The following is a 16,483-nucleotide window of genomic DNA, read 5'->3' as shown; positions in this document are numbered from 1 at the left end:
GCATGGACTTCCTGCGACCCGCCACGTGGGCGGAGGCCCTGGCCGCCAAGGCGGAGCGGCCCGGGCTGGCGCCCATCCAGGGCGGCACCGACATGATGGTCGAGCTCAACTTCGACACGCGGCGCCCGGAGGGGCTGCTCGACCTGACCGGGGTCGCCGGTCTGGCCGACTGGAGCGAGGAGCCCGACGGCCGGCTCAGGGTCGGGGCGGGCGTGACGTACGCGCGGCTCATCGCCGAGCTGGGCGACCGGCTGCCCGGCCTGGCGCAGGCCTCCCGCACGGTCGGCTCTCCGCAGATCCGCAACCGGGCCACCGTGGGAGGCAACCTCGGCGCGGCCTCGCCCGCCGGGGACTCCCACCCGCCGCTGCTGGCCGCCGGAGCGGTCGTCGAGGTCGAGTCCGCGGCCCGGGGCACCCGGATGATCACGGCCGACGGCTTCTACCTGGGGGTCAAGCACAGCGCGCTGGAGGCCGACGAGCTGATCCGGGCGTTCTGGATCGTTCCGGCGACCGGCCCGCAGTACTTCTCCAAGGTCGGCACCCGCAACGCGATGGTGATCGCGGTCTGCTCGTTCGCGATCGCGCTGCACCCCGGCGAGCGCCGGGTCGGCACGGGCATCGGCTCGGCCGCCCCGACGCCGCGCCGCGCCGTCGCCGCCGAGGAGTTCCTGGCCGCCGAGCTCGACTGGGAGGCCCGGCTCGACCCCGGGGTGCTCGCGCGCTTCGGCGAGCTGGCCGCCGAGGCCGCCTCGCCGATCGACGACGTGCGCGGCACCGCCTCCTACCGGCGCCACGCCGTCGCGGTGATGGCGCGGCGCACCCTCACCTGGGCGTGGAACGAGCTGCGCTCCGGGCACTTCGAGAGGAGGGCCGGCTGATGCGCGTCACCTTCACCGTCAACGGCCGCAGTGAGACCGCCGACGACGTCTGGGAGGGCGAGAGCCTGCTGTACGTGCTGCGCGAGCGGGTCGGCCTGCCCGGTTCCAAGAACGCCTGCGAGCAGGGCGAGTGCGGCTCGTGCACGGTCTACCTGGACGGCCTGCCGGTCTGCGCGTGCCTGGTCGCGGCCGGGCAGGCCGAGGGCCGGACGGTCCGCACGGTCGAGGGGCTGGCCGACGGCGACCGGCTCGACCCGGTCCAGGAGGCGTTCGCCGAGTGCGGTGCCGTCCAGTGCGGCTTCTGCACCCCCGGTCTCGTCGTGCAGGCGCACGACCTGATCGAACGGGTGCCGCGGCCGTCCGACGCGGAGATCCGCGAGGCCCTGGCGGGCAACCTGTGCCGCTGCACCGGGTACGAGAAGATCCTCGACGCCGTGCGCGTCGCCGCGGCGCGCAGGGCCGGAGACGATCCCGTGCCGTACGGCGGCACCCCCACGCCCGAGGAGCGCCGATGAGCACCGTCCTGATCGAGAACGTCCACATCGCCCCGGTCGTCGGCCCGGAGATCGCGTCGGGGTACCTCCACGTCGAGGGCGACCGGATCGCGGCCCTCGGCGCGGGGCCCGCCCCGGAGGCGGACGGTGCCGTCCGGATCGACGGGACCGGCTGCCTGGCCACGCCGGGCCTGGTCAACACCCACCACCACCTCTACCAGTGGGCCTCCCAGGGGCTCGCCCAGGACGCCACCCTGTTCGAGTGGCTGACCGCGCTCTACCAGGTGTGGGCCGCGATGGACGCCGAGGTGGTCGCGGGCGCGGCCGGCGCGGGGCTGGGGCACCTGGCGCTGTCGGGCTGCACGACCTCCAGCGACCACCACTACATCTTCCCCTCCGGGCGCGGGGACCTGTTCGCCGCCGAGATCGAGGCGGCCCGGCGGGTCGGCGTCCGCTTCCACCCGGCCCGCGGCTCGATGGACCGGGGACGGTCGCAGGGCGGCCTGCCGCCGGACGTGGTGGTCGAGCGGCTGGACGACATCCTGGAGGCGACCGCCGAGGCCGTCGACACCTACCACGACCCGTCCTTCTCCTCCATGCTCCGCGTCGCGGTCGCCCCCTGCTCGCCGTTCTCGGTCAGCGCCGACCTGATGGTCGAGTCCGCCGCGCTGGCCAGGTCCAAGGGGGTACGCCTGCACACCCACCTCGCCGAGACCCTGGACGAGGAGGAGCACTGCCTGGAGCAGGTCGGGCAGCGTCCGGTCGCGTACATGGAGAAGCTCGGCTGGCTCGGCCCGGACGTGTGGTTCGCGCACGCCGTCCACCTCAGCGACGACGACATCGACGTCTTCGCCCAGACCGGTACCGGCTCGGCGCACTGCCCCACCTCCAACGGCCGCCTCGGCGCCGGGATCGCCCGCGTCTCCGAGATGCTGCGCAGGGGGGCGAACGTCGGCCTGGGGGTGGACGGCAGCGCCTCGGCCGAGCTGACCTCGCTGTCGGGGGAGATGCGCCAGGCCCTGCTGTTCCAGCGGGCCCGGTACGGGCCGACCGCGCTCACCGCCCGCCAGGCTCTGGAGCTCGCCACCCTCGGCGGGGCGAGGAACCTGGGACGGCAGGAGGAGCTCGGCTCCCTGGAGGCGGGGAAACTGGCCGACATCGCGCTGTGGCGGACCGGGGCCTTCGCCTCCGCGGTCGACGACCCGGTCTGCGCCCTGGTCTTCGGCACCCGGCAGCCGGAGCTGGCCCGGCTGCTGGTGGGCGGCAGGACCGTCGTCGAGGACGACGAGCTGCGTACCGTCGCCCAGGACGAGCTGGGCCGCGCCGGAGCCGAGGCGCACCGCCGCCTCATCCGGCTGGCCGACGAGCGGGGCTTCTCCGCCGACCGGGAGGTCGGGCGATGAACGGGCCCGCACCGGTCCCGGGCACGGGGACGCGCGCCGGAACGGGTACGGGAACGGCCGCGCGGGCCCGCACCGCCCCCGCGCGGGCGCCGCGCGAGATCGCGGCCCCCGGCTCCGGAGGAGTGGGCGACAGCCCGCCGCGGCCCGACGGGACGCTCAAGGTCAGGGGGGAGTTCGCCTACTCCTCCGACCTGTGGATGGACGGCATGCTGTGGGGCGCCACCCTGCGCAGCCCGCACCCGCGCGCCCGGATCGTCGCCGTCGACGTCTCCGAGGCCCTCGCGCACCCCGGGGTGGCGGCCGTCCTCACCCACGAGGACGTGCCCGGCAGCAAGCACTTCGGCCTGGACCACATCCCGGACCAGCCGGTGCTCGCCTTCGACGAGGTGCGCCACCAGGGCGAGCCGGTCGCGCTGGTCGCGGCCGACCACCCGGAGACCGCGCGCAGGGCGCTGGAGATGATCAGGGTCGACTACGAGGTGGTGGAGCCGCTGACCGACGCCCGCAGGGCGGCCTTCGACCCGTCCTGCCCGCCGGTGCAGCCGCGCGGCAACCTCGTCCGCCACCAGCCCGTCAGGGTCGGCGACGTCGACGAGGCCAGGACGCGGGCCGAGGTGGTGGTCTCCGGCGAGTACCGGGTCGGCATCCAGGACCAGGCGTTCCTCGGCCCGGAGTCCGGACTGGCCGTGCCCGCCGAGGACGGCGGCGTCGACCTCTACGTCGCCACCCAGTGGGTGCACAACGACATCAAGCAGATCGCCCCCTGCCTCGGCCTGCCCGAGGAGCGGATCCGGATGACGCTCTCGGGCGTCGGCGGCGCCTTCGGCGGGCGCGAGGACCTGTCGATGCAGATCCACGCCTCCATGCTCGCGCTCCGCACCGGCCGGCCCGTCAAGATGGTCTACAACCGGCAGGAGTCGTTCTTCGGGCACGTCCACCGGCACCCGGCCGAGATGCGCTACGAGTACGGCGCCACCCGCGACGGCAGGCTCCTGTACGCCGACGTGGAGATCCTCCTCGACGGCGGCGCCTACACCTCCTCGACGATGGCCGTGGTCGGCAACGCGGCCTCGCTCGGCGTCGGCCCCTACACGATCCCGAACATCAGGATCGACGCGTACGGGGTCTACACCAACAACCCGCCGTGCGGCGCGATGCGCGGTTTCGGCGCGGTGCAGGCGTGCTTCGCCTACGAGTCGATGATGGACCGGCTGGCCGACGCCTGCGGGCTCGACCCCCTCACGGTACGGCAGGTCAACGCGTTGTCCGAGGGGGGCGTGCTGGCCACCGGGCAGGTGGTCGCCGCCCCGCTGCCCATGGCCGAGATGCTCGAACGGGTCCGCGAGCTGCCGATGCCCGCCCCGCTGGACACGGCCGACCCGCTCGGCCTGCCCGGTGGCGCCTCGCAGACCACCCGCGGGGAGGGGGTGCGGCGCGGCGTCGGCTACGGCGTGGGCCTGAAGAACATCTGCTTCTCCGAGGGCTTCGACGACTTCTCCACCGCCCGCGTCCGGCTGGAGGTGATCGGCGGCCGGGCCACCGTGCTGGTGCACACCGCCGCCGCCGAGGTCGGCCAGGGACTGGTCACCGTCCAGGCGCAGATCGCCCGCACCGAACTGGGCGTCGAGCGGGTCGTCATCCAACCGGCCGACAACCGGGTCGGCGACGCGGGCTCCAGCTCGGCCTCCCGCCAGTCGTACATGTCGGGAGGCGCGGTGATGACCGCCTGCCGGGCGGTGCGGGACCGGGTGCTGACCCTGGCCGCGGCACGGCTCGGCACCGCGCCCGGCGGCCTCTGCCTGGCCGGTGGCGAGGTCGTCCCGGCCGGTGGCGGCGCGGGCGTCGCCGTCGAGGACGTGCTGGGCGACGCCGTGATCGAGGAGACCCGCGAGTACCACCACGCGCCCACCGAGCGGATGGACCCGCTCACCGGGCAGGGCGCCTCGCACACCCAGCTCGCGCTCTGCGTGCACCGCGCCGTGGTGGACGTGGACGTGGAGCTGGGCCTGGTCAAGGTGGTGGAGCTGGCGGCCGTGCAGGACGTGGGCAGGATCCTCAACCGCGTCTCGCTGGAGGGGCAGATCCACGGCGGCACCGCGCAGGGGCTGGGGCTGGCGCTGATGGAGGAGATCCAGGTCCGCGACGGGCTGGTGCTCAACCCCTCGTTCACCGACTACCTGATCCCCACGATCCTGGACATGCCGCCGATGCGGCTGGACATCCTGGAGAACCCCGACCCGCGTGCCCCGTACGGGCTGCGCGGTGCCGGGGAGCCGCCCACGCTCTCCTCGACGCCCGCGATCGTGGCGGCCGTCCGCGACGCCACCGGCCTTGCGCTGAACCGGGTGCCGCTCCGCCCCGAGCACGTCGCCGGGCTCGCGTGAACGCTCCGGTGGCCGGGACGACGGCTCGCGTGAGCGTCGTGGCGTGGGGCCGGGACGGCGGCTCGGATGAGCGTCCCGGCAGCCGGGACGGCGGGAAGATGAGCGTCCCGGCAGCCGGGACGGCGGGAAAGGGCCGGGCGTCGGGGCGCGCGGGGACGGATGCCAAGATGGTCCTCCGTCTCATCGGGTCCGGTGTCCGCCTCCCGTCCGCTCGTACCGGCCGGGAACGCGTGCCGTCCCCTTCGCCAGCAGGGAGCAGGGTTGTCTGAGTCGTCGGGACACGTCGTGATCGCCCCGGACAAGTTCAAGGGGTCGCTGACCGGGGCCGAGGTCGCCGCGCGGGTCGCCGCGGGCCTGGGGCCGGGCGTCACCACGGTCGCGCTGCCGGTGGCCGACGGCGGTGACGGCACCGTGGACGCGGTGGTGGCCTGCGGGTTCACCCGCGTCGAGGTGGAGGTCACCGGGCCCGTGGGCGTTCCGGTCCTCGCCTCCTACGCCTGGCGCGACGCCCGCCCGGGAGGGGCGCGGGACGGCTCCTCCCCGGACGCTTCCGATGCCCCGGCCCTTTCCGGCTCCCCGGCTCCTTCCGGTGCCTCGGCTCCTTCCGTCTCTCCGGCTGCTTCCGGCTCCCCGGTCGCCGCGGACGTGCCGACGGCGGTCGTCGAGCTGGCCGAGGCGTCCGGCCTGCGGCGGCTGCCCCTCTCCTCCGGGCCGGTCGCCCGGGATCCCGGATCGGTCGCGCACGAGGGCGTCGAGACGGCCCCGCTCACCGCGACCAGCCAGGGCACCGGCGAGCTGATCGCCCACGCCGTACGGCGCGGTGCCCGGCGGATCGTCCTCGGCCTGGGGGGCAGCGCCTGCACCGACGGGGGCACGGGCATGATGCGGGCCCTCGGCGTCCGCTTCCTGGACGCCGAGGGCCGGGATCTCCCGCCCGGAGGAGCCGCCCTGGCCGACCTGGACAAGATCGACATGTCCGGTCTCGTCGCGATCGACCAGGTGGAGTTCGTGGTGGCGGGGGACGTGGACAACCCGCTGCTCGGCCCGTACGGCGCCGCCGCCGTCTACGCCCCGCAGAAGGGCGCGAACCCGGACGAGGTGAAGCTGCTCGACGCCGCCCTCGCCCGTCTCGCCGCGGTCGCCGCGCACACCCACGGCCTGGTCGGAGCCGCCGAGCACGACGGGATCGTCCGCTCGATGGGGGTGGCCGGACAGCCGGGCGCGGGCGCCGCGGGCGGGGTCGGGTTCGCCGCGCTCGCCTTCCTGGGGGCCGAGTTCCGGCCCGGCATCGACTACCTCCTGGACCTGCTCGGCTTCCGCGACCACCTCGCCGGTGCGCGCCTCGTCATCACCGGCGAGGGGTCGCTCGACGAGCAGACGCTGCGCGGCAAGGCGCCCGCGGGGGTCGCGGACGCCGCGGCCGAGGCGGGGGTGCCGGTCGTCGCGGTCTGCGGGCGCCGCACCCTGGGGGACGAGGAGCTGAGGGCGGCGGGCATCACGGCCGCCTACGCACTCACCGACCTGGAACCGGACCCGGCCGTCTGCATGGCCCAGGCCGGGCCGCTGCTGGAGCGGCTGGCCCGCACGGTCGCGGAGCGGCACCTGTGACGGCCACCGCGACCTCCACCGCGACTGCGACCTCTACCGCGACCTCCACCGCGACGGCCAATGCGACCGCCACCGCGGCCTCCATCGCGACGGCCACTGCGACCGCCGTCGTGATGGCCGCCGCGACGGTCACTGCGACGGCCGTCGTGACCGCCGTGGCGTCGACCGCTCGCGTGCGGCGAGGGCTCACGGGGGAATCGCGATGAGCGCGGGCGCCGGCGAGCGGCCGGATCTGGTCATCCGGTCGCGCCGGGTCGTGCTGCCCTCCGGGGAGGGACCGGCGACGGTCGCCGTACGGGACGGGAGGATCGTCGCGGTCCACCCCCGCGACACCGGCCGCGACACCGGCCGCGACACCGGCCGCGACACCGGCCGCGACACCGGCCGCGACACCGGCCGCGACGCCGACCCCTACGCGGGTCTCGACGTCGCCGAGCGGGTCGACCTCGGCGACGTCGCGCTGCTGCCCGGCCTCGTCGACACCCACGTGCACGTCAACGAGCCCGGCCGTACCCACTGGGAGGGGTTCGCCACGGCCACCAGGGCCGCCGCGGCGGGCGGGGTCACCACGATCGTGGACATGCCGCTCAACTCGCTGCCGCCGACCGTGAACGCCGACGCCCTGGCCGTCAAGCGGAGGGCCGCGGCCGGGCAGTGCGCGGTGGACGTCGCCTTCTGGGGCGGGGCGATCCCCGGTAACACCGGCGAGTTGCGGGCACTGCACGAGGCGGGCGTGCGCGGCTTCAAGTGCTTCCTGTCCCCGTCGGGCGTGGAGGAGTTCCCGCCGCTGGACACCGGCGGGCTGCGGGCCGCCATGGAGGAGATCGCCTCGTTCGACGGGCTGCTGATCGTGCACGCCGAGGATCCCGCGCTGCTCGCCGACCCGTCGGGGCCGGGGTACGCCGAGTTCCTCGGCTCGCGGCCGGGGGAGTCCGAGCGCCGGGCCGTCGAGCGGGTCGCCGAGCTGGCCGGGGAGACCGGGGTGCGCGCGCACATCCTGCACGTCTCGTCCGCGCTCTGCCTGGAACCGCTGGCCAGGGCCGTGCGGGAGGGTGTCAGGCTCAGTGCCGAGACCTGCCCGCACTACCTCACGCTGACGGCCGAGGAGGTGCCCGAGGGCGCCACCCGGTTCAAGTGCTGCCCGCCGATCCGGTCCGCGGCCAACCGCGACGAGCTCTGGCGCGGTCTCGCCGACGGCGTGCTCGGCTGCGTCGTCTCCGACCACTCGCCGTCCACCCCCGACCTCAAGGTGCCCGACTTCGCCGCGGCCTGGGGCGGGATCTCCTCCCTCCAGGTCGGCCTGACCGCCGTCTGGACCGAGGCGGCGCGGCGCGGGCACGGCCTGGAGGACGTCGTCCGCTGGATGGCCGGGAACCCGGCCGCGCTGGCCGGACTGCGCGGCAAGGGGGCCATCGTCGTGGGCGGTGACGCCGACCTGGTCGCCTTCGACGCCGACGCCGTGCACACCGTGGACGCCGCCGCGCTGCACCACCGCAACCCGGTCACCCCCTACCACGGCAGGACGCAGAGGGGCGAGGTGCGCACCACCTGGCTGCGCGGCCGAGAGGTGGGGAAGGAACCCCGGGGCACCCTGTTGTAGGGGGCCCGCCGCGTTGCGGAGAACCCGCCCCGACCCGCCCGCCGACTCCGCCCACTCCACTGACCTCGTCCGCTCCGCTCGGCCCGTCCGGTCGCTCCTACGGATCGCCCGTCCGCCCGCATCGTCCGATCACCTGTCCGTCCGACGTGAGAGGCTCTTCCTTGACCGAGTTCACCGCACTGCCCGACCTGGCCCTGCGCAGCCTCGGCGGCTCGGTCGTCGCGGCCAACGACGAGTCCTTCGCCGAGCGGGAGAACCTGATCAGGCCGGGCCGTCCCGCCTTCAGGCCGCACACCTTCGGTGCCAAGGGGCAGGTGTACGACGGCTGGGAGACCCGCAGGCGGCGCGAGCCCGGCCACGACTGGGCCCTGGTGCGGCTCGGCATGCCCGGCGTGATCCACGGCGTCGTGATCGACACCGCCTGGTTCAAGGGCAACTACCCGCCCCGCGCACGCGTGGAGGCCGCCGAGGTCGAGGGTTACCCGGCGCCCGCCGAGCTGGAGGCCGCCGACTGGGTGGAGGTGGTGCCCGTCAGCCCTCTGACGGGGGACGCCGAGCACTTCTTCGAGGTGTCCGACGAGCGCCGGTACACGCACGTGCGGCTGAGCATCCTCCCCGACGGGGGCGTCGCCCGGCTCCGGGTGCACGGCGAGGTCAGGTGCGACCTGTCGGTGTACGACGGGCTCGGCCTGGACCTGGCCGCGCTGGAGAACGGCGCCCTGGTCACGGCCTGCTCCGACGAGTTCTACTCCTCGCCGAACAACGCGATCTCACCGGGGCTCGCCCGCCACCAGGCCGAGGGCTGGGAGACCGCCCGACGGCGTGACGGCGGCAACGACTGGATGGTGATCCGCCTGGCCGGTCCGGGGGTCGTCAGGCTCGCCGAGATCGACACCGCCAACCTGGTCTTCAACGCCCCCGCCGAGGCCGGGATCACCGGCACCGCGGACGGCGAGACCTGGTTCCCGCTGCTGCCCAGGACCCGCCTGCTGCCGGACACCCGGCACCGCTTCCGCATCGCGGACGCGCCCGTGGCCGCGTACGCCAGGGTGGACATCCATCCCGACGGCGGCCTCGCCAGGGTCCGCCTGCACGGCTTCCTCGCCACCGACCGGCCCTGAGGCCGCGTGCGATCCTGAGCCGCGTGCGATCCTGAGCCGCGTCCACGGCCTCCGAGCCGCTCCTGAGCCGCACCGGCGGGTCAGTACCAGATGGTGACCTCGGTGCCCGGGGGGACCGACTGCCCGCCCGGCGGGAGCTGGGCCACCACCCTGCCCCGTCCCAGGGTGCGCTTCATCTTGACCCGCACCCCGGCGGCGCGCAGCTCGTCCCGGGCGGCCCTGAAGTCCTTGAACACGATGTTCGGGATGACCACGACGTTGTCGCCCTCCTCACCACCGGGCTGCTCGCCCTCCCGCTGCCGATCCCGCTCCCACGGCCACTGCCATTCGCCGTTGCACTGCGACAGGGTCAGCCGGACCACGGCGCCCCTGTCGATCTCGGCCTTGGGCAGCGGGTCCTGGGCGATGACGGTGCACGGCTGGGCGCTGTCGGTCTGCTCGACGAACTCGGGGGTGAACCCGGCGCCGCGCAGCACCCCGTCGGCCTGGTCGCGGGGCATGCCCCTGACGTCCGGCATGAGCAGCCCGGCGCTCACCACCAGGTCGATCCTGCTGTTCTCCTTGACCAGGTTGCCCACGGCCGGGACGGTCCGCATCACCTGACCGCGCGGCACGGTCTCGCTGGCCTGCTTCCTGACGTCGTCCACGGTGATCAGGACCTCGGCGAGCCTGCTCCTGGCCTCCGGCTCGCTCATGCCGACGACGTTGGGCACGGCGACCCTCTTGGGCCCGGCCGAGGCGATGAGGACCAGCCTGCTGCCCGGCTCGCGCTCGGTCCCCGCCACCGGGTCGGTACGGAGCACGGTGCCCTTGGGGGCCTTCTCGTCGTGCTCGGGCTTGCCCCGCTCGACGACGAAGCCCCGCTGCTCGGCCTCGTCGGTGGCGGCCGTGATGTTCTTGCCGACCAGGGTGGCGGGCACGACGATGGAGGTGTTCTGCGAGAACAGCCAGCCGGTCACCCCCACCGCGATCACCATGACCACGGCCAGCCCGACGAGGAACCAGCGGGCGCCCGCCGAACGGCGCGGCCGGGGAACGGCGGGCGGGGGCGTCCCCGTCCCGGCCGCCGGGCCGGTGAGCAGGTCGGTGCGCGGCTGGATCAGCGTGTGGTTGACCGGGGCGGGCGGCTCGGGCGCCACGGAGGCGTGGGCGTGCGGCGCGCCGATCGGCACGGACGGATGCGGGACGCTGTCGCGGGGCAGCATCCGGTGCGCCTCGACCGCGGCGACCAGCAGGGCGGTCGCGTCCGCCGGCCGGTTGGCGGGGTCGCGGGCCGTCGCCGCGGCCACCAGGTTGTCGAGCAGCGGGGGAGAGCCGGGCAGCACCGCCGAGGGCACCGGCACGGTGTCGTGAACGTGCCGGTAGGCCACCGACATCGGCGTCTCGCCCTCGTACGGCTGGCGGCCGGTCAGCAGCTCGAACAGCATGATCCCGGCCGCGTAGACGTCGCTGCGGGCGTCGGTCGCGCCGGCGGTCACCTGCTCGGGCGACATGTAGCCGATGGTGCCGATCATGACGCCGGTGCGCGTCTGGTTGGTCGCCTCGATCGCGCGGGCCAGGCCGAAGTCCACGACCTTGACCCTGCCGTCGTCGGCGAGCAGCACGTTCTCCGGCTTGACGTCCCGGTGGACCAGCCCCGACTGGTGGGCGGCGCCCAGCGCGGCGAGAACCGGGATCATGACCTCCAGCGCCTCGCGGGCGGGCAGCCTGCCGCGGGCGCGGAGCACGTCGCGCAGGGTCCGTCCCGGCACGTACTCCATGGAGAGGTAGACGTTGTCGCCGTCGGTCCCCTGGTCGAAGACGTGCACCACGTTGGGGTGCGACAGGCTCGCCACCGACTTGGCCTCGCCGATGAAGCGCCGCACGAAGGCGGGGTCCTCGGCCAGGGATCGGTGCATCACCTTCACGGCGACCGTACGGTCGAGCCGGATGTCCAGGGCCAGATAGACGGTCGCCATACCCCCCCGGGCGATCCGGGACTCGACGCGGTATCGACCGTCGAGGAGTTTCCCGACCAGGGGATCCGTAAGCGTCGTGTCCACGAGGCCGAGTTTACGGGCGATTTGGCGCCGACAGGGTCCCCGAATCCCAAACCGATGCCGAGACGTGGTCGTTTTCTAGCGATGAAGAGGGGAGGATGCCTCCGCGTAGCGACGCCGGGGTATCCGCCCGGCCAGGCGCGCGGCCCTGCCCGCCTCCACGGCCGAGCGCATCGCCCGCGCCATCAGGTCCGGCCGCTGCGCCCGGGTGACCGCGGTGGCCAGCAGCACCGCGTCGCAGCCCAGCTCCATGGCCAGCGCCGCGTCGCTGGCGGTGCCGATCCCGGCGTCCAGGATCACCGGCACGTTCGCGAACTCCACGATCAGCTCGATGTTGTGCGGGTTGCGGATGCCCAGCCCGGAGCCGATCGGCGCGCCCAGCGGCATCACCGCGGCGCAGCCCGCCTGCTCCAGCCTGCGGGCCAGCACCGGGTCGTCGCCGATGTAGGGCAGCACCGTGAACCCGTCGGCGACCAGCCGCTCGGCCGCGTCGAAGGTCTCGATGGGGTCGGGCAGCAGGGTGCGCTCGTCGGCGATGACCTCCAGCTTGACCCAGTTCGTCTCCAGCGCCTCCCTGGCCAGCCTGGCGGTCAGCACGGCCTCCCCCGCGGTGAAGCAGCCCGCGGTGTTCGGCAGCACCTTGATGTCGCGCCCGCGCAGCACGTCGAGCACCGACCCGCGGGAGGCGGGGTCGAGCCGCCGCATCGCGACCGTGGTCAGCTCGGTCCCCGAGGCGGCGAGCGCCCGGTCGAGGATCTCCAGGGACGGGGCGCCCCCGGTGCCCATGATGAGGCGGGAGGAGAACTTCTCGCCCCCGATGAGCAGGTCGTCCGTCATGTCGTCCACGTTCACCCTCCCTGAACCGCGGTCAGCACCTCGACGCGGTCGGCCTCGCCGAGCGCGGTGGACTCCCAGGCGCCGCGCGGGACGACCTCGTCGTTCACCGCGACCGCCACCCCGCCCGGGGCGTCGGTCAGCCGCCGTACGGCCTGCGCCACGGTGGCCCCGGCGGGCAGCTCGTGGGCGGCGCCGTTGATGGTCACGTTCATCGATGCTCCCGCGTCGTGTTCTCCGTGAGGTCGCGTTCCCGTGCCGCGAGGCCGCCTTCCCGCAGCCGGGACGGCCCCGGCGCGGGCGCGGGCGGTGAGGGCGCCCGCGGGGCGCCCCGCGCGAAGCGGAGCGGGGAGCACAGCCCCGCGAGCTCCGCGAGCTCCGCCAGCTCCGCGGGCCGTACGGACCCGGTGTCCTCGCCGGCGCACAGGTCGGCGGTGAGCGGGGCCAGCAGGACCCCGCCCCGGTGGTGGCCGGTGGCGAGGTCGAGGCCCGGCACGATCGTGGGACCGACCAGCGGCAGGTTGTCCGGGGTGCCGGGACGCAGCCCGGCGATCGTCTCGGTGACCTCCAGCTCGGTCACGCCGGGGACGAGCTCGCGCGCGTCGCGCAGCAGCTCCCAGAGCCCCCCGGCGGTGACGCGGGTGTCGAAGCCGAGCTCCTCCTGGGTGGCGCCGACCACCAGCTCGCCGTCGCCGCGCGGCACCAGGTAGACGTGGGAGCCGTGCACGACGCCGCGCACGCAGCGGCTCAGCACCGGTTCGGGGGAGCGCAGCCGCATGATCTGGCCCTTGACCGGCCGCACCGGGGGGAGCGCCTCGGGCGGCACCCCCTCCAGGGAACCCGACCAGGCGCCGGCGGCCAGGACCACCCGGCCCGCGTCCAGGTGCCCGCCGCTCTCCAGCCGTACGCCGCTGGCCGCGCCCGAGGCCGTGAGCAGCCCGGTCGCCCGGCCGGGCACCAGGGTGGCGCCCGTCCGCCCCAGGGCCGCCAGGAGCGCCGCGGTGACCCTTCTGGGGTCCACCCAGGCGTCCCCGCCGGCCAGCAGGCCACCGCGGACGGAGGGGGCCAGCATGGGCTCCAGGCGGCGGCACTCGCGCCCGGTGAGCCGTTCGGCCGGCAGCCCCAGCGAGGCCGTGAAGGCGGCGAGGTCGTCCAGCGCGGCCAGGTCGTCGGCTCCGAAGGCCACGTCGAGCGTGCCGTCGGCGCGGTAGTCGAGGTCGTGCCCGCTCGCCCGGGACAGCTCGGCGGCGAAGGCCGGCCAGCGCTCCAGGGAGGCCAGGCCCAGCCGGAGCAGCGGCTCCTCGGTGTAGGTGACCTCGCTGACCGGTGCCAGCATGCCCGCGGCCGCGTGCGAGGCGGCGGCGTGCGAGGCGGCGGGCGCGGGGTCGACCACGGCCACCCTCAGCCCCCGGCCGGTGGCCCGCCAGGCCACCGACAGGCCGATGACGCCACCGCCGACGACGACGAGGTCGAAAAGGTCGGGCATACGTGCTCCGCTCCCTTCGCCGGCATGACCCGGATCAGGTTCCTGGCGGTCGAGGGCCCGCTCGCGGTCGCCCGGTGGGTCCCTCCCGCCCCGCGGGTGCCGGGCCGCACCGCCGGAGCGGTACCTCCTCGCACGTCACGTGGCTCACGAAGGCCCTGCCTCGCCCCGCTGCCCTCCTCTCAGCCCGGTGCGTTCCGGGCTCCCGCGCGTCTTCTCCTCCACCCTAAGGGTTGCGGCAACATCCTTAGCGCGTCAGATGTGAGGTAAATCCCGCTTTCGTTACCAACGACCGTTGGTAGGAGGGCGGTGCTGACGCTTATGGTCAGGAAGTGTGAATCATGTCGTGGTGGTTGGTGCCGGCCTGGCCGGTGTACGCAGCGTCGAGGCGTTACGGGCCCGAGGGTTCGGCGGCAGGATCACCATGATCGGAGAGGAGCGGCACCGGCCCTACGACCGGCCGCCCCTGTCCAAGGCGGTGCTGCTCGGCGGGACCGACTCCACGGTGGTCGACTCCGACCTCGACGCGCTGGAGGTCGACTTCCGCGCGGGCGTGGCCGCCAAGGGGCTGCACCCCGGGGTGGTCGAGACCACCGAGGGCGAGCTGGACTACGACGGCCTGGTCGTGGCCACCGGGGCCCGTCCGATCCGGCTGCGCGGCGACGGCCCCCAGCACGTGCTGCGCACCATCGACGACGCGCTGGGCCTGCGCTCGCTGCTCGGGCCCGGCAGGCGGGTCGCCGTCGTCGGCGCGGGCTGGATCGGGGCCGAGGTGGCCACCGCCGCCCGCCGGGCCGGCTGCGCGGTGACCGTGGTCGAGGCCGCCGCCACCCCGCTGGCCGCCGCGCTCGGCGAGATCGGCGCGCACACCGTCCCCTGGTACGCCGAGGCGGGAGTGGATCTCCGCCTGGGCACCATGGTCGCCTCGGTCGACCACGGCGGGCTCACCCTGGCCGACGGCTCGGCGATCGAGGCCGACGTCGTGGTCACCGGCGTGGGCGTACGGCCGGCCGTCGAGTGGCTGGCCGGTTCCGGCATCAGGCTCGACGACGGCGTGGTCACCGACGAGCACCTGAACACCTCGCTGCCCGGAGTGGTCGCCGTGGGCGACTGCGCGGCCTGGTGGTCGCGCCGCTACGGCCTGAGGCTGCGCGTCGAGCACTGGGACACCGCCCTGGGCGCCCCGGACGTGGCCGCGGCCACGCTGGTCGGGGACGCCGCCGTCTACGACCCGGTGCCCTACTTCTGGTCCGAGCAGTTCGGCCACATGGTCCAGTACGCCGGGCACCACGACGGGGCCCGGCCGATCCGGCGCGGCGACCCCTCCGCCCCGGGAAAACCCCGGTGGGGAACGTGCTGGGTGGACGCCGGGGACCGGCTCGTCGCGGTCCTGTCGGTGAACCGCCCCCGCGACCTCGTCCAGGGGCGCCGCCTCATCGAGGGCGGGCAGCGCCTGGACGTCGGGCGCCTGGCCGACCCTGCGATAGCGTTGCGCGACTGTACGGCGGCGTAACCTCGCCGCGGGGTGTTTGGCGAAGGGCTCGATGTGGTAGTGGTGGATTCGTGACGCTTTCTGTTGCGCAGATCGACCGGGAGACCGACCAGCTGGTGGGCGAGTGGCTCACCCTGACCGAGGTCGCCAGAAGGCTCAACCTGAGCGCCGGTCGCGCCAAGCAACTTCTCAAGGACCGCAAGCTCATCGGGGTGCGCAGGGGAGGCGGCGAGCCGCAGGTCCCGGCCGCCTTCCTCGCCGGCACGGAGGTCGTCAAGGGCCTCTCGGGCACCCTCACCGTCCTCCTCGACGCCGGGTACGACGACGTCGAATCGCTCCGCTGGCTCTTCACGCCCGACGACACCCTGCCGGGGTCGCCGGTCGACGCGATCGTCGCGGGCCGGCACACCGAAGTGAAGAGACGTGCCCAGGCGCTCGGTTTCTGACGCCCGGCTGTACCTGTGCACCGACGGGCGGCGTGACCGGGGGGACCTCGCGGACTTCCTCGACGCCGCCCTCGCGGGCGGGGTCGACATCGTGCAGCTGCGCGAGAAGGGCCTGGAGGCGCGCGAGGAGCTCGACCTCCTGGCCGTCTTCCGCGAGGCCTGCGACCGGCACGGGACGCTCCTGGCCGTGAACGACAGGGCCGACATCGCCTACGCGTGCCGCCCCGACGTGCTCCACCTCGGCCAGGGCGACCTGCCGGTGCCGGTGGCCCGCGAGCTGCTCGGCGACGACATCCTCATCGGGCGTTCCACTCACGCCCCCGAGGAGGCCGCCGCCGCGGCCGTCGAGCCCGGCGTCGACTACTTCTGCTGCGGCCCGATCTGGCCGACGCCCACCAAGCCCGGCAGGCACGCTCCGGGCCCCGGCCTGCTCACCCGTGCCGCGGCCCTGGGGACCGACCGGCCCTGGTTCGGCATCGGCGGCATCGACCTGGACAACCTGGACGAGGTCATGTCCTACGGCGTGCGCCGCGTCGTGGTCGTCCGCGCGATCACCGAGGCCGACGACCCCAAGGCGGCGGCCGCGGAGTTCAAGCGGAGGCTGACCGCCCACGCCTGAACGGCCCGCGTCCGGACGTCCCCGGGGCGGTGTCGTGAACGGGCCACGGGCGAGGTGCCGGGCCGGGACGCCCGAACGGCCC

Annotated in this window: 14 protein-coding genes; 10 read left to right on the top strand and 4 right to left on the bottom strand. The window is 74.7% G+C overall.

Features of this window, described 5'->3' with window-relative positions; translation table 11 throughout:
* Positions 1-2 precede the first annotated feature (2 nt).
* The 7 genes from ACZ6RT_RS28900 (at position 3) to alc (ending at position 9,488) form a co-directional block, all read left to right on the top strand.
* Positions 3-878: an FAD binding domain-containing protein gene (locus tag ACZ6RT_RS28900; protein WP_470157179.1), complete on the top strand. Its 876-nt coding sequence runs from the start codon at positions 3-5 to the stop codon at positions 876-878.
* Complete coding sequence (locus ACZ6RT_RS28895; RefSeq protein WP_470157178.1) at positions 878-1,393, top strand: (2Fe-2S)-binding protein; 516 nt, start codon at positions 878-880, stop codon at positions 1,391-1,393. The genes ACZ6RT_RS28900 and ACZ6RT_RS28895 overlap by 1 nt, the downstream gene beginning before the upstream one ends.
* Positions 1,390-2,775 (top strand): 8-oxoguanine deaminase, encoded by a 1,386-nt coding sequence (locus tag ACZ6RT_RS28890; RefSeq protein ID WP_470157177.1) that lies wholly within the window; start codon positions 1,390-1,392, stop codon positions 2,773-2,775. Before ACZ6RT_RS28895 ends, ACZ6RT_RS28890 begins: the two co-directional genes overlap by 4 nt.
* Positions 2,772-5,159 carry a xanthine dehydrogenase subunit D gene (gene pucD / locus ACZ6RT_RS28885; protein ID WP_470157176.1) on the top strand — a complete coding sequence of 796 codons (2,388 nt, stop codon included), beginning with the start codon at positions 2,772-2,774 and terminating at the stop codon, positions 5,157-5,159. The genes ACZ6RT_RS28890 and pucD overlap by 4 nt, the downstream gene beginning before the upstream one ends.
* 261 nt (positions 5,160-5,420) lie before the next feature.
* A complete protein-coding gene (locus ACZ6RT_RS28880) occupies positions 5,421-6,767 on the top strand; it encodes a glycerate kinase (protein WP_470157175.1) in 1,347 nt (448 codons plus the stop codon).
* Between the two features lie 202 nt (positions 6,768-6,969).
* The gene (gene allB / locus ACZ6RT_RS28875; RefSeq protein WP_470157174.1) at positions 6,970-8,367 is read left to right on the top strand and encodes an allantoinase AllB; all 1,398 of its coding nucleotides are present in this window, start codon (positions 6,970-6,972) and stop codon (positions 8,365-8,367) included.
* 161 nt (positions 8,368-8,528) lie between these two features.
* On the top strand, positions 8,529-9,488 hold the full coding sequence (alc, locus tag ACZ6RT_RS28870) for an allantoicase (RefSeq protein ID WP_470157173.1): 960 nt from the start codon (positions 8,529-8,531) through the stop codon (positions 9,486-9,488).
* Positions 9,489-9,568: 80 nt separating this feature from the next.
* Here alc and pknB read toward each other — a convergent pair whose 3' ends face one another.
* The 4 genes from pknB to thiO form a co-directional block, all read right to left on the bottom strand.
* Entirely contained in the window at positions 9,569-11,530 is a 1,962-nt protein-coding gene (gene pknB / locus ACZ6RT_RS28865) for a Stk1 family PASTA domain-containing Ser/Thr kinase (RefSeq protein WP_470157172.1), read from the bottom strand.
* Positions 11,531-11,605: 75 nt separating this feature from the next.
* A complete protein-coding gene (locus tag ACZ6RT_RS28860; protein WP_470157203.1) occupies positions 11,606-12,364 on the bottom strand; it encodes a thiazole synthase in 759 nt (252 codons plus the stop codon).
* 11 nt (positions 12,365-12,375) lie between these two features.
* On the bottom strand, positions 12,376-12,576 hold the full coding sequence (gene thiS, locus ACZ6RT_RS28855) for a sulfur carrier protein ThiS (RefSeq protein ID WP_399193267.1): 201 nt from the start codon (positions 12,574-12,576) through the stop codon (positions 12,376-12,378).
* Complete coding sequence (thiO, locus tag ACZ6RT_RS28850; RefSeq protein ID WP_470157171.1) at positions 12,573-13,847, bottom strand: glycine oxidase ThiO; 1,275 nt, start codon at positions 13,845-13,847, stop codon at positions 12,573-12,575. Before thiO ends, thiS begins: the two co-directional genes overlap by 4 nt.
* Before the next feature lie 331 nt (positions 13,848-14,178).
* Between thiO and ACZ6RT_RS28845 the strand changes: the two genes are divergently transcribed.
* From ACZ6RT_RS28845 to thiE, 3 genes are read left to right on the top strand one after another with little or no spacing between them, the layout of a single operon-like run.
* Positions 14,179-15,357 (top strand): NAD(P)/FAD-dependent oxidoreductase, encoded by a 1,179-nt coding sequence (locus ACZ6RT_RS28845; RefSeq protein ID WP_399193264.1) that lies wholly within the window; start codon positions 14,179-14,181, stop codon positions 15,355-15,357.
* A gap of 50 nt (positions 15,358-15,407) precedes the next feature.
* A complete protein-coding gene (locus ACZ6RT_RS28840) occupies positions 15,408-15,782 on the top strand; it encodes an Rv2175c family DNA-binding protein (protein WP_344896565.1) in 375 nt (124 codons plus the stop codon).
* Positions 15,760-16,401 carry a thiamine phosphate synthase gene (gene thiE / locus ACZ6RT_RS28835; protein WP_470157170.1) on the top strand — a complete coding sequence of 214 codons (642 nt, stop codon included), beginning with the start codon at positions 15,760-15,762 and terminating at the stop codon, positions 16,399-16,401. The genes ACZ6RT_RS28840 and thiE overlap by 23 nt, the downstream gene beginning before the upstream one ends.
* Positions 16,402-16,483: the final 82 nt, after the last annotated feature.

This window comes from Streptosporangium sp. NPDC050148, from assembly GCF_055586505.1.
This window is presented reverse-complemented; position numbering and strand designations above follow the sequence as displayed.

What these genes read in the sequence shown, in the direction of transcription:
- ACZ6RT_RS28900 (WP_470157179.1), top strand. Translation starts at nt 3, where the DNA reads ATGGACTTCCTGCGACCCGCCACGTGGGCGGAGGCCCTGGCCGCCAAG.
- ACZ6RT_RS28895 (WP_470157178.1), top strand. Translation starts at nt 878, where the DNA reads ATGCGCGTCACCTTCACCGTCAACGGCCGCAGTGAGACCGCCGACGAC.
- ACZ6RT_RS28890 (WP_470157177.1), top strand. Translation starts at nt 1,390, where the DNA reads ATGAGCACCGTCCTGATCGAGAACGTCCACATCGCCCCGGTCGTCGGC.
- pucD (WP_470157176.1), top strand. Translation starts at nt 2,772, where the DNA reads ATGAACGGGCCCGCACCGGTCCCGGGCACGGGGACGCGCGCCGGAACG.
- allB (WP_470157174.1), top strand. Translation starts at nt 6,970, where the DNA reads ATGAGCGCGGGCGCCGGCGAGCGGCCGGATCTGGTCATCCGGTCGCGC.
- ACZ6RT_RS28860 (WP_470157203.1), bottom strand. Translation starts at nt 12,364, where the DNA reads ATGACGGACGACCTGCTCATCGGGGGCGAGAAGTTCTCCTCCCGCCTC.
- thiS (WP_399193267.1), bottom strand. Translation starts at nt 12,576, where the DNA reads ATGAACGTGACCATCAACGGCGCCGCCCACGAGCTGCCCGCCGGGGCC.
- thiO (WP_470157171.1), bottom strand. Translation starts at nt 13,847, where the DNA reads ATGCCCGACCTTTTCGACCTCGTCGTCGTCGGCGGTGGCGTCATCGGC.